Origin of the sequence: uncultured Rothia sp. (assembly GCF_916049665.1) — a bacterium.
Classification (GTDB): Bacteria; Actinomycetota; Actinomycetes; order Actinomycetales; family Micrococcaceae; genus Rothia.
Map to the genome: position 1 here is coordinate 1 of NZ_CAJZIE010000003.1, position 12,993 is coordinate 12,993.

Annotated in this window: 10 protein-coding genes; all 10 read left to right on the top strand. The window is 62.2% G+C overall.

The genetic code is table 11. The features are described from left to right. Positions 1-168: 168 nt before the first annotated feature. The 10 genes from QZ540_RS00450 to QZ540_RS00495 all read left to right on the top strand — a co-directional run bounded on the left by QZ540_RS00450 (position 169) and on the right by QZ540_RS00495 (position 12,990). Entirely contained in the window at positions 169-1,425 is a 1,257-nt protein-coding gene (locus QZ540_RS00450; RefSeq protein WP_294626877.1) for a GNAT family N-acetyltransferase, read from the top strand. A gap of 111 nt (positions 1,426-1,536) precedes the next feature. Further along, complete coding sequence (locus QZ540_RS00455; protein WP_294458646.1) at positions 1,537-3,381, top strand: proline--tRNA ligase; 1,845 nt, start codon at positions 1,537-1,539, stop codon at positions 3,379-3,381. A gap of 86 nt (positions 3,382-3,467) precedes the next feature. Further along, the gene (locus QZ540_RS00460; protein ID WP_049356023.1) at positions 3,468-4,139 is read left to right on the top strand and encodes a ribosome maturation factor RimP; all 672 of its coding nucleotides are present in this window, start codon (positions 3,468-3,470) and stop codon (positions 4,137-4,139) included. Between the two features lie 109 nt (positions 4,140-4,248). Then, positions 4,249-5,346 carry a transcription termination factor NusA gene (nusA, locus tag QZ540_RS00465; RefSeq protein ID WP_294626879.1) on the top strand — a complete coding sequence of 366 codons (1,098 nt, stop codon included), beginning with the start codon at positions 4,249-4,251 and terminating at the stop codon, positions 5,344-5,346. 251 nt (positions 5,347-5,597) lie between these two features. Continuing rightward, the gene (locus QZ540_RS00470; RefSeq protein WP_049341695.1) at positions 5,598-5,939 is read left to right on the top strand and encodes a YlxR family protein; all 342 of its coding nucleotides are present in this window, start codon (positions 5,598-5,600) and stop codon (positions 5,937-5,939) included. A 219-nt stretch (positions 5,940-6,158) separates the two neighbouring features. Then, a complete protein-coding gene (infB, locus tag QZ540_RS00475; protein WP_294626881.1) occupies positions 6,159-9,041 on the top strand; it encodes a translation initiation factor IF-2 in 2,883 nt (960 codons plus the stop codon). A gap of 172 nt (positions 9,042-9,213) precedes the next feature. After that, positions 9,214-9,654, top strand: coding sequence for a 30S ribosome-binding factor RbfA (gene rbfA / locus QZ540_RS00480; protein ID WP_005507090.1), 441 nt, complete (start codon positions 9,214-9,216; stop codon positions 9,652-9,654). Further along, on the top strand, positions 9,655-10,752 hold the full coding sequence (gene truB / locus QZ540_RS00485; protein WP_070594118.1) for a tRNA pseudouridine(55) synthase TruB: 1,098 nt from the start codon (positions 9,655-9,657) through the stop codon (positions 10,750-10,752). A gap of 221 nt (positions 10,753-10,973) precedes the next feature. Continuing rightward, positions 10,974-11,711: a DUF4345 domain-containing protein gene (locus tag QZ540_RS00490; RefSeq protein WP_049338490.1), complete on the top strand. Its 738-nt coding sequence runs from the start codon at positions 10,974-10,976 to the stop codon at positions 11,709-11,711. 262 nt (positions 11,712-11,973) lie between these two features. Beyond that, positions 11,974-12,990 (top strand): bifunctional riboflavin kinase/FAD synthetase, encoded by a 1,017-nt coding sequence (locus tag QZ540_RS00495; RefSeq protein ID WP_294626883.1) that lies wholly within the window; start codon positions 11,974-11,976, stop codon positions 12,988-12,990. The last annotated feature ends 3 nt before the right edge of the window (positions 12,991-12,993 follow it).

The window sequence follows — 12,993 nt, forward strand, 5'->3', positions numbered from 1 at the left end:
GGTGAGGGCGCCTCCGCGCTTTTCCGGTTATGTCCGGTTATGGTGGTGGCAGGCTTGGTGCTTGCCGCTGCTGGTTGTGGCCGCAGGATCCGGTCGCTTTTTCGGGGGTGCGTGTCCCCGTGGTTTCACTTATTTTTTTGCCGCTCATTCTCTATCACTCACCAGGTCATGTTCACTCTTTTTTCTCGCCGCCGTAAGGCTCATCGTGCCCGGCGTGTTGCTGTTTCGTCTGTTGCTGTTTCGTCGATGGATTCTTCCCCTATGCCTGATCGCGTGAAGGAACACGTTTTTGCCCTGGATGCTCGGTGGTGCGATGAGCTGGAGGACGTCCTGTTCAGCGACCCGGTCCCGAACCTGTACCCCATTGAGCATTATTTGGCGTGCCCTCTTCCGGCGAAGGCGCCGCGTATTCCGCTGCACTACTATCAGGGTTTCGTGGGGTGTGAGCGTGACGGTCAGCTGTGCTGTGTGCTGTTGCTGGGTTCGAATGTGGTACCGGTGCGCCTGTGCGGTGCCGCCGTTGAACATGTCGCAGCTGAACATACTGAACACGATGCGGATTCTCACGACGGTGAAACGCTGGATGCTTCCGCCCTGGACGCGACCACCCTGGATGCTACGGCGCTCGCGCATCGTGACGCCCTGGCTCAGTTGCTACTGCAGGTGGGTTCTCGCCTGGATTCCATGTTCGGTGAGAGCGCCTTCGTGATGCCCCTGTGGACGCGCATGCAGGAGCTGTGCGAGCAGACTCAGGGCGGTAAGGGGTCGGTTCCGCTGTTGCAGATGCTACAGCCGAGCCTGCGGGATGGGTGCGATCATCGTGCGCGGGTTCTTTCGGAGCGGCCCGTGCAGCCGCTACTGTACCTGCCGCCGGAGAAGGGCCTTGCCCGTTTCTATGACGTGGAGCTTCCCGAGCTGCCGGAGCACCTGCCCGCACCCCTCAAACCTGCCGAAGCCCCCACCGGAGCTTTTCAACTCATCGGTGAGCCTGCCGGGTATGCGCGCCTCGCTACCTCTGCCGACCTGAGGGAGCTGCTACCCGCCGCAGCCGCCATGTTCACCGAGGAGGTCGGCTTCGACCCGATTGCTCGCTACGGTGACGGCTACGCGGCGCGCCTGCGCACGCTCATCGCAGGTCAGCGCAGCGCCATTGTCACCGACGTGAACGGTCGCGTTATCTTCAAGGCGGATGCGGGCATCGTGAACCTGGACGCCGCACAGGTGCAGGGCGTGTGGCTGCACCCGGACTACCGCGGCTACGGGCTGGCTAAACCGTTCTTCGCCGCCGCCGCGCAGCTTCTGCAGCGCCACTACCCGCATCTGAGCCTGTACGTGAACGACTACAACGCTCGCGCGCTCGCGATGTACCGGGGGACCGGTTGGGAGCAGATTGGGCAGTTCTCGACCATCATTTTCGAGCGCTAAACACGCCGAACCCTAAAACGCTATAAAATTAAAGACGACTGTGCCTATTTGCGGCTCACCCGGTGAGCTACGGGCACCCTAGCTAAACCTATCGACCTTTCAAGGAGAATCGTGGTACTTCGCCTTTCCAACCTCTTCGTGCGCACTCTGCGCGAGGACCCCGTAGATGCCGAGGTCGCCAGCCACAAGCTGCTGGTCCGCGCCGGTTACATCCGCCGCGCAGCCCCCGGCGTGTACACCTGGCTGCCCCTGGGCCTGAAGGTACTGCGCAAGGTCGAGAACATCATCCGTGAAGAGATGGACGCTATCGGCGCGCAGGAAGTTCACTTCCCCGCACTGCTGCCCCGCGAGCCCTACGAGGCAACCAACCGCTGGGACGAGTACGGCGATAACCTCTTCCGCCTCAAGGACCGCAAGGGTGCCGACATGCTGCTGGCACCCACCCACGAGGAAATGTTCACCCTGCTGGTCAAGGACCTGTACTCCTCCTACAAGGACCTTCCGGTTTACCTGTACCAGATTCAGACCAAGTACCGCGATGAGGCGCGCCCCCGCGCGGGTCTGCTGCGCGGCCGCGAGTTCGTCATGAAGGACTCCTACTCCTTCAACATTGACGATGAGGGCCTGAACGAGGCATACATGGCGCACCGTGCCGCCTACCAGCGCATCTTTGAGCGCCTGGGCCTGGAGATTGTCATTGTGACCGCACAGTCCGGTGCAATGGGCGGCTCCCGCAGTGAAGAGTTCCTGCACCCGACCCCCATCGGTGAGGACACCTTCGTGCGTTCCGCGGGTGGCTACGCGGCAAACGTTGAGGCCGTCACCACCGTGGTTCCCGAGGAAATCGAAATCACCGAGGACACCCCGGCGGCACTCGTTGTGGACACCCCCGACTCCGCCACCATTGAGACCCTGGTGGAGCGCATGAACGAACTGCACTCCGAGGTTACCGGCGGCACCCTGGAAGCTTCGCAGACCCTCAAGTGCTTCCTGGGCACCGTCATCACCCCCTCCGGCGAGCGGAAGGTCTTCGCCGTGGGCGTTCCCGGCGACCGTGCCGTGGACCTGGGGCGCGTTGAGGTCAACATCGGTGCCCTGCTGGGCATCGGCGGCGAGGTTGAGGTTGAGGCAGCCAGCGAAGAGGACCTGAAGGCATACCCGCAGCTGGTCAAGGGCTACATTGGCCCCGGCCTGAGCCTGGACGCGCCCCTGTTCGGTGCGCACACCGAGGACGAGGATGCGGTAGCTTCCGCAACCGGTATTCCCTTCTTCGTTGACCCCCGCGTGGTGCGCGGTACCCGCTGGGTGACCGGCGCAAACGAAGAGGGCAAGCACGTGGCGAACCTGGTCTTCGGCCGCGACTTCACCGCCGACGGCGTCATTGAGGCGTGCGAGGTGCGTGAAGGCGACCCGGCACCGGACGGCTCCGGTGAGCTGGTGGCAGCCCGCGGTATCGAGATGGGCCACATCTTCGCCCTGGGCCGCAAGTACGCTGAGGCACTGGGTCTGAAGGTTCTGGACCAGAACGGCAAGCTGCAGACCGTGACCATGGGCTCCTACGGCGTGGGCGTGACCCGCGCACTGGCTGCTATCGCCGAGGGTAACCACGACGAGAAGGGCCTGATCTGGCCGCGCAACCTGGCACCGGCAGACGTGCACATCGTCGTTACCGGCAAGGACGCAGCATCCCACGAGTACGCTGAAAAGCTCAGCGCATCTCTGGAATCCGCCGGCCTGCAGGTCATGCTGGACGACCGCCCGAAGACCAGCCCCGGCGTGAAGTTCGGCGACGCCGAGCTGCTGGGCGTGCCCACCATCCTGGTGATTGGTCGCGGCTTCAAGGACGGCGTGCTGGAGCTGAAGGACCGCCGCAGCGGTGAGGCTCGCGAGGTGTCCGTCGAGAACGCGGTGGCTGAGGTCATCGCTGAGGTGCGCGCGCCTAAGGCACGCCACTAGCCCGCTAAGACGTAAAACCGTCGCCACCTGCCCCGCCTCCCCGGAGGTGGGGCAGGGTAGCGGCGGAAGAATGAAAGAAGAGAACTATGGCATATAAGCCGAAGCGTTCTGGCTCTAAGAAGAGCGCCCCGAATGCGCGCGCTCGCCGTGCCGCATCCCGCGTGGCGAATGGTGTGAACGCTCCCCGCACTCGCGCTGATAGCGAGCCCGTGGTGGAGGCACCGGTGCGCGTGGGTACCCGCGCGATCCGTGAGGAAGAGGTTGCCGAGGCGATTGCCCCGGTTATCTCCGAGTTCTCGCTGGTGCTGGAGGGCCTGAAGATTTCGGGCCCGGCGGCGAACCGTACCGTGAAGATTACGGTGGACTACACCGCTGAGCGTACCGATTCGCTGTCGCTGGATTCCCTCGCGGAGATTTCCGGTGCGATTTCGAGCGCCCTGGACCGTGCGGATGAAAACGACGAGTTCTTCCCCTACGAGCTGGAGGTGTCCTCGCCCGGTGCTACCCGCGCCCTGACTGAGCGCCGCCACTGGGAGCGTGCCCGCACCCGCCTGATTGCGGTCACCGCACCCGATGGCACCGAGTACCTGGCGCGTCTGCACGAGGTGCAGGACGAGGGTCCGGTGCTGGCTCGTAAGAAGAATACGAAGAAGGGTCAGAAGGAGTCGTACCACGAGCCGTCATTGCTTCCGTGGGAAAATATTGCTTCTGCTCACGTCGAGATTGACTTCAATTCGCCTGCTGAGCCGGTAGAATAGAGTTATTAAAGCTTCAGGCACGGGGTGCTCCGTGCCAGGTATATACCGTTCGGGAGCCGGGGCGCACTAAGCGTCCCGGCGCCGTGCTAACTGGGAAAGGCTGAAAAGCGTGGAGGATATTAAAACTATTGACCTGGGCGCACTGCGCGCATTGGCGAAGCAGCGCTCTCTCGTCATGGAGGAGCTCTTCACCCTGGTTGAGAACGCCCTGCTGCTCGCGTACATGAAGCAGCCCGGCGCTATTAAGGGCTCTCGTGCCGTCATCGACCGTACTACCGGCGAGTTCGTCATTCTGGCTCCCGAGCTTGATGAAGATAACCAGAAGATTGACGAGTTCGACGATACCCCGAACAACTTTGGCCGTATCGCTGCCGCAACCGTCCGCCAGGTGCTCTCGCAGCGTCTGCGTGACGCTGAGGACGCATCCGTTCTGGGCGAGTTCAAGGACCGTGAGGGCACCCTGGTGTCCGGCGTGATTCAGCAGGGCAACAACCCGCGTATGGTTCAGGTTGACCTGGGCACCGTTGAAGCTGTTCTGCCCAGCAATGAGCAGGTTCCGGGCGAGAAGTACCCGCACGGCTCCCGCCTGCGCGCCTACCTGGTTGAGGCTCGCCGCGGCCCCAAGGGCCCCTCGATTGTGGTTTCTCGTTCGCACCCGAACCTGGTTCTGCGCCTGTTCGAGCACGAGGTTCCCGAAATCTCTGAGGGCCTGGTTTCCATTAACTCCATCGCACGTGAAGCTGGTCACCGCTCCAAGATTGCTGTGTCCGCGAAGAACCCGACCATTAACGCTAAGGGTGCGTGCATCGGCGATATGGGTGCCCGCGTGCGTGCGGTTGCTGCCGAGCTGAACGACGAGAAGATTGACATTGTCGACTACTCGACCGATCCGGCAACCTTCATCGCTGCGGCACTGTCCCCGGCGAAGGTCACCGAGGTCATTATCGCGAACCCGCGTGAGTATTCCGCTCGTGCCGTGGTTCCGGATGACCAGCTGTCCCTGGCTATCGGCCGTGAGGGTCAGAATGCGCGTCTGGCAGCGAAGCTGACCGGCTGGCGTATCGATATTCTCTCCGAGTCCAAGTACGCTCAGGTTCGTGCCGAGGAAGAGGTTGCAGCTCGCGTGGCTCGTAGCCTGGCTGAAGAAGCTTCCGCTGAGAAGGCAATTGAAGAAGCAGCAGAAGAGTCCGCACAGGACGCTGAATAAGCATTAGCCCCGGTGAGGGGCGTATCCCGCGGCATATCCTTTTGATGCAGGCGCAAGAGATCGGGCAGCAACGTGCCCGGTGTTCTTGCGCCTGCGTCACAGTTTTGCCCATGATTCTTAAAAACGGGATACACTATTAAGATGTGCCGGTGCGTAACCGGGCGCTTTATCGTGCCCTCACGCGCACCGGATAGAGCATCACGAATGTACTGCGAACGCGGTTCTACACACGCTAGAGAGGGGAGAGGACCATGAGCAATCACGACCTCACCGCAACCTCCGAAGCGTTTGAAGGACCGGTCCGCACCTGCATCGGATGCCGTGCCCGCGATGAACAGCGCAACCTGCTGCGCATCGCCCGCACACCCGTCACGTCTGCTACCGAGCAGGCGGACACCCCGCCCTATCAGCCCGATACGGCGGGAACTATGCCCGGACGAGGCGCTTGGATCCATCCGAGCGAAAAGTGCGTAGCCGCTCTGCAGAAAAAGAACGGTCTGGCGCGCGCCTTCAAAAAAGCGGTCCCTGCAGCCCAGCTGCAGGCGTGCTGTGAGCAGATTCGAGCCGTTATTGCGGACTCGACCCCCTCGTAGACGCTTTTCGGGTATATGCCCTCTGTAAGTCAACGAGTTTGACGACTTCTTATCTGAAAGCGAGTCAGAAAACTGATGGATATCTAATGAGTGCCGCGAAATGAGTACCCTTTCGTGCTCACCCACCGGCAATTTCACGAATTGGCGCGCCTTCGGGCGTGCACCCCGTAAACATTAGTGTCCGCACCATTCCCGGTGCGGACCGGGAATGGAGAAAATTTGGCTCAGCCTCGAGTACACGAGTTTGCTAAAGAAGTAGGCGTACCTTCCAAGGAAGTTATTGCCAAGCTTAAGGATATGGGCGAGTTCGTTAAGAGCTCCTCTTCCACCCTGAACCCCATGGTTCTGAAGAAGCTGCGCGCGGAATTCCCCGCCGCAGCCGCTAAGCCTGCCGCAAAGGCAGCACCCGCGGAGTCGGCAGCTAAGCCTGCCGCTAAGCCGGCACCCAAGCCCGCAGCAGCAAAGCCCGCCGCTAAGCCTGCGGCAGCCCCCAAGCCCGCAGCGGCAAAGCCTGCCGCTAAGCCGGCACCTAAGCCTGCAGCTAAGCCTGTCGCAGCTGAGAGCGCAGCTCCCAAGCCTGCAGCAGCTAAGCCCGCCGCAAAGCCGGCAGCAGCACCCAAGCCCGGCGGCCCCCGCCCGGGTAACAACCCCTTCGCATCCCAGCAGGGCATGGCACGCCCCGAGGCTGCACCGAAGCCGGCAGCTCCCAAGCCTGCCGCTCCGAAGCCCGGCCCCAAGCCCGGTCCTCGCCCCGGTAACAACCCCTTCGCATCCCAGCAGGGTATGAAGCGTGGCGGCGGCGACTCCCAGCGTTCCGGCGGTCCCCGTCCGGCACGTAACGGTCGTCCCGGTGGCAACGGTGGCGCACGCCCCGGCGGTAACGGCGGTCCCCGCCCCGGTGCACCCCGTCCGGCAGCTGGCGCACGTCCCGGTGGCAACGGTGGTCCCCGCCCGGCAGCTGGCGCACGTCCCGGTGCACCCCGTCCGGCTGGTGGCGGCGGCGCACGCCCGAACCCCTCGATGATGCCCAAGGTTTCCAACGTTGGTGGCGGCGCGTCCGGTTCCAACAACGGCGGCGGTAACGGTGGCGGCGGCGCACGTCGCGGCGGCGGTTCCGGCGGCGGCTTCAACCGCGGTCCGGGTCGTCCCGGCCCCGGCGGTCGCGGCAACGCACAGGGTGCATTCGGTCGCGGCGGTTCCAAGCGTAAGGGCCGCAAGTCCAAGGCAGCTCGCCGCCATGAGCAGGAGCAGCTGAACGCACCGGCACCCGGTGGCGTGGTTGTTCCTCGCGGCGACGGCTCGACCGAGATTCGTCTGCGCCGTGGCGCGTCCATCATGGACTTCGCTGAGAAGATTGGCGCAAACCCGGCATCGCTGATTACGGTTCTCTTCCACCTGGGTGAGATGGCTACCCAGACTCAGTCCCTGGACGAGGAGACCTTCGAGCTGCTGGGTGCCGAACTGGGTTACTCGATCAAGATTGTTTCCCCGGAGGATGAGGAGCGCGAGCTGCTCGAATCCTTCGACATCGACCTCGAAGCCGAAGCAGAAGCTGAGGGCGAGGACGTTCTGGAGGTTCGTCCCCCGGTCGTTACCGTCATGGGTCACGTTGACCACGGTAAGACCCGCCTGCTGGACGCTATCCGTAACACCAACGTCATTGATGGTGAGGCCGGCGGCATTACCCAGCACATTGGTGCATACCAGGTCCACACCACCGTTGAGGGTGAAGACCGCGCGATTACCTTCATCGATACCCCCGGTCACGAGGCGTTCACCGCTATGCGTGCCCGTGGTGCGAAGGTCACCGACGTGGCAATCCTCGTGGTCGCAGCGGATGACGGCGTTATGCCCCAGACCGTTGAGGCACTGAACCACGCACAGGCAGCTAACGTGCCGATTGTGGTTGCTGTGAACAAGATCGATAAGGAAGGCGCGTCCCCGGACAAGATCCGTGGCCAGCTCACCGAGTACGGTCTGATCCCCGAAGAGTACGGTGGCGACACCATGTTCGTGGACGTCTCCGCTCGCAACGGCACCAACATCGACGAGCTGCTTGAGGCTGTCACCCTGACCGCTGACGTGCTCGAACTGACCGCTAACCCGAACAAGGAAGCACGCGGCGTTGCTATTGAAGCAAACCTGGACAAGGGCCGCGGTGCGGTTTCCACCGTCCTGGTTCAGTCCGGTACCCTGCGCGTCGGTGACGCTATCGTTGCCGGTGTTGCTCACGGTCGCGTTCGTGCAATGTTCGATGAGAACGGTCAGGCTGTGAAGGAAGCTGGCCCGTCCCGCCCCGTTCAGGTGCTGGGTCTGTCCACCGTTCCTCGTGCAGGCGACACCTTCCTCTCCACCGAGGAAGAGCGTACCGCTCGTCAGATCGCTGAGAAGCGTGAGGCTGCTGATCGTAACGCTCAGCTGGCTAAGCGTCGTAAGCGCGTGACCCTCGAGTCCTTCGATGCCGCTGTGGCTGAGGGCAAGATGGACACCCTGAACCTGATCATTAAGGGTGACGTCTCCGGTGCTGTCGAAGCGCTGGAAGAGTCCCTGATGAAGATCGACGTCGGTGGCGACGAGGTTCAGCTGCGCGTCATCCACCGCGGTGTGGGTGCTATTACCCAGAACGACGTGAACCTGGCTACCGTGGACAACGCGGTCATCATCGGCTTCAACGTCCGCCCGGCAGAGCGCGTTGCAGAACTTGCCGACCGCGAAGGTGTCGAGATGAAGTTCTACTCGGTCATCTACCGTGCGATTGAGGAAATTGAGCAGGCCGTCAAGGGTATGCTCAAGCCCGAGTACGAGGAAGTGGAGCTCGGCTCCGCAGAGATCCGCGAGGTCTTCCGCTCCTCCAAGTGGGGCAACATCGCAGGTTCGATTGTCAAGAACGGCATCATCAAGCGCAACGCCAAGGCACGCCTGGTGCGCGACGGTTCCGTGGTGGCAGACAACCTCACCATCGAGTCGCTGCGTCGTTTCAAGGACGACGCTACCGAGGTTCGCGAAGGTTTCGAGTGTGGTATTGGCCTCGGCTCCTTCAACGACATCAAGGAAGGCGACATTATCGAGACTTGGGAGATGCGCGAAAAGCCGCGTGTCTAAGACTCACACGCTGATGCGCCCGTCACTCGCTAGTGTTCCCGCACCCGCAGGCTTCTAAATCTGGAGCCTGCGGGGCGGACGCTGGCGGGGCGGGCGCTTCCGCATTACCTGGAACGCCTCCGTAACACCCCGAGTGTTCGCGGAAGTACCACGAGATTTCAAGGAGAAACACATGGCTGATGCAGCCCGCGCGGCACGACTTGCCGACCGCATCAAGGTAATTGTGGCGAAGGCGCTGGAGCGTCGTGTTAAGGATCCCCGCCTCGGTTTTGTGACCATTACCGATGCCCGCGTGACCAACGACCTGCAGCACGCAACCCTGTACTACACCGTGTTCGGCTCCGAAGAGGACGCCGCAAACACCAAGAAGGCGCTGGAATCCGCTAAGGGCATTCTGCGCGCCGAGGTTGGTAAGAACATCACTGCCCGCCTGACCCCCACCCTGACTTTCGTCGCTGACGAGGTTCCCGAGAACGCCTTCCACATTGAGGCGCTTCTGCGTGAGACTCGCGAGCGCGACGCCGCCCTGGCTGCTGCAGCCGAGGGTGCCGAGTACGCTGGTGAGGCTGACCCCTACAAGAAGGATGAGCCTGCCGAGGGTGAGGACGCCTAAGTGGCGAAGAAACAACCTCAGGGCCCGTCCGGCCTGATGGTCATTGATAAGCCCGCCGGGATGAGCAGCCACGATGCGGTCTCTCAGATGCGTCGTATTGCTGGCACCCGGCGGGTTGGTCACGCCGGTACGCTGGATCCCGCCGCGACCGGTGTGCTGATTTTGGGCATCAATAAGGCGACGAAGCTGCTGACCTACCTGGTCGGTCAGGATAAAACCTATGACGCGACGATTCGCCTGGGCATTGAGACGCTGACTGAGGATGCCGAGGGCGAGCACACCGCCGCGCATCCTGATGCCGTCGAGGCGCTGACCGGTCTGGACGCTGAGCAGATGCACTCGCGCATCCTGGAGGCTGTGGCGCAGCTGAGCGGCGATATTCTGCAGGTTCCTTCTGCGGTGTCCGCTATTAAGATCAACGGTGTTCGTTCGTATGCGCGTGTGCGTAGCGGTGAGCAGGTTGAGTTGGCGGCGCGTCCGGTGACGATTAGCGAGTTCACGGTACATTCCATCAACCCTGGTTTTGCCGAGTACGTGATTGAGGACCCCGAGAATGAGGGCGAACACGCGGCAACCTCGGTTCCCGTGATTGACTGCAAGGTGACGGTTTCGTGCTCTTCGGGCACCTATATTCGTGCCCTGGCGCGTGATTTGGGCAAGATTCTGGGCACCGGTGGCCACCTGACGGCTCTTCGCCGTACCCGTGTGGGCGCGGTGGTGCTTGAGGATGCCGCCGATTTGGCGCAGTTGAAGCAGCGCCGTGAAGAGTCGGAGGCACCGCTGGAAGATTTGCCGCTGCTTCCCCTGGAGGAGGCGGCACGCCGCATCTTTGGTGCGCGTGAGCTCTCTGCCGCGGAGGCGAGCGACATTTCTTACGGTCGTCGTATTAGCCCCAGCGGTGACGGTTCCGTGGTGAAGCGTTCCGTGCACGCGAGCGCGGATGAGTCCGGCGCGGTGCAGCATGCCAGCGTTGAGGGTATTGTGGCGGGCTTCGCCCCGGACGGTACCCTGGTTGCCCTTCTGGAGAATAAGAAGCAGCGCGGGAAGGTGCAGGCCGCCCCGGTGCTGGTTTTTGAGGCGAATCGTTCCTTCAACTAGGCGTTGAGGGCTTATGATGGGCGAAGAGGGTTCGGCGTTTGCGCCTGCCCACACCTGATTCCTTCAAGCCTGATTCCTCAAGCCTGATTGATCCAGTGCCTATTGAATATGCGCCCTACCGAATGTGCGCCCCCTATTCATTCAACACGCTAACGTAAACAACCCCTGAACACACATGACTACTCGTGCGGGTGCCGCCCGGCCCTGCTGAAGGAGAGAAGATGAGCGAGAACCAGAGCTCTGCTAAGAAGGCGAGTGAGCCTCGTACCGCGCCGGTACCCCGCGTGGAGTCTGCACAGGCTGAAGCTACCGTAACCGGGGCTGCTACTCAGAGCGGTGCCGCGAAGGCTGCCGGTGCTAAGAACGCTGAGCCTATTTCTGCGGCGAAGGCACCCGAGGGTGTTCGCGTAGCCGCACCGGCGTCCGGCGATAAGGCGTCGCAGAAGGCCGATAAGAAGGCTGAGAAGAAGGCAACCCGCGAGGCGTTTGCCCGCCCCAAGAGCCTTGAGGAGGCGGCTAAGCCTCAGAACCGTGCGGCGTTCCGTGCGGCGGTGGCGCTGTACGGTCTGTTCATGATTGCGTACGGTGTGTGGCAGGTTTTGGGCGGTGTCCGCGTCATTCCGGATGCGCCTCAGGACTTTGCGAACGCCTCGGTGCAGTCGAACTACGTGTTCTTCGCGGCAGCCTATGTGGGTGTGGGCCTGTCCTTCGTGTTCATTGCCCTGAAGTTCAAGTGGGTGAACATGCTCGTGTTCTCCTGCCTGGTGGTTTTTCTGGGCGGCGTGGGTCGTATCCTGTCGTGGGCGTTCTTCGGCACCCCGCACTGGTCGCTGATTGTGCTGATGGTGACTGAGCTTGTGATTCCTCCGTGCCTGCTGGTGTGGTACGGCTGGATTAACAAGTCCAATAAGATTCGCGAGGAGATGCTGAAGGCTTCTCGTAACCAGGCTCGTAAGTAGTCGTAACGCCCGGGAAGGTTCCTGCCGCACGGTGGGGTGCCTGCCCGGGCTTTCTTCTGGGCGGGTGCTGCGCATGGATTTTCCAGGTGCGGAGGCTGCACAGTTGCGTGCCAGATACCCCGCCGCATCCGCAAAGGTAGGGGAGAGAGCACCGCCTGCGAGGGGCACCGTTCCATTCCCTGTTGATTCCCGTTTTGAATTCTGCATCCTGCCGCCTGTGGTCTAGGATGGTTAGGTACATTTATCTTTTTCAGGAGAGCCCGTGACCCTCTACACCGCTTTGAGCGAGGTCCCCGCCGGCTACGGCCCCTCGGTCGTGACCATCGGCAATTTTGACGGCGTGCACCGTGGACATGCCCGCGTGATTTCGCGCGTGGTCTCCCTTGCTGAAGAGCACGGTTTGAGCTCTATCGCGGTCTCTTTTGACCCGCACCCGATGCAGGTGCACCGTCCCGAGGCGACCCACCACGACATTATGGGTCAGGGCTCGCGCCGCTACTTCATGTGCCTGTTGGGTCTGAACGACTACCTGCTGCTGAACTACAACCTGGAGTTCGCTTCGCAGACCCCCGAAGAGTTCGTGAAGTCCACCTTCGTGGATGCGCTGAACGCGCGTTTCGTGGTCATCGGTGACGACGTGCGCTTTGGAAAGAACAACTCCGGCGACCTGAACACCATGCGTGAGCTGGGGGAGAAGTACGGCTTTGAGGTTGTGGTCGTTGAGGATCTGATGGTGGATGAGAACACCCGCTGCTCCTCGACCCGCATCCGCCAGCTGCTGTTGGAGGGCGATATGCCCGCCGCTACCGAGTTGCTGGGCCGCCACCACATGATGGCTGGCGAGGTTGTGCACGGTCTGGCACGTGGCCGTGAGTTGGGCTTCCCGACCGCGAACCTTGAGCTTGAGGCGCGCGGCCTGATTCCCGCCGACGGTGTGTACGCCGGCTGGCTCGTGGATGAACACGGTAACCGTCACCCCTCCGCTATTTCGGTGGGTACGAACCCGACCTTTGACGGTATTGAGCACCGCCAGGTTGAGGCGCACGTGATTGACCGCCCCGAGGAGCGCGTGGAGGATTTCAACCTGTACGGTCAGCGCGTGCTGATTGAGTTCGTGAAGCGTCTGCGTCCGATGGTGGCGTACACCGGTGTTGAGGCGCTGATTGAGCAGATTAACGATGACGTGGTGCAGACCCGCGAGGTGCTGGCTGAGGACGCGAAGAACTATTGCCCGCCGGAGTGCCCGGTGCAGGCGGAAGTGAAGCATCCTCATCTCTAAGAA

What these genes read in the sequence shown, in the direction of transcription:
- QZ540_RS00460 (WP_049356023.1), top strand. Translation starts at nt 3,468, where the DNA reads ATGGCATATAAGCCGAAGCGTTCTGGCTCTAAGAAGAGCGCCCCGAAT.
- QZ540_RS00450 (WP_294626877.1), top strand. Translation starts at nt 169, where the DNA reads ATGTTCACTCTTTTTTCTCGCCGCCGTAAGGCTCATCGTGCCCGGCGT.
- QZ540_RS00470 (WP_049341695.1), top strand. Translation starts at nt 5,598, where the DNA reads ATGAGCAATCACGACCTCACCGCAACCTCCGAAGCGTTTGAAGGACCG.
- rbfA (WP_005507090.1), top strand. Translation starts at nt 9,214, where the DNA reads ATGGCTGATGCAGCCCGCGCGGCACGACTTGCCGACCGCATCAAGGTA.
- QZ540_RS00490 (WP_049338490.1), top strand. Translation starts at nt 10,974, where the DNA reads ATGAGCGAGAACCAGAGCTCTGCTAAGAAGGCGAGTGAGCCTCGTACC.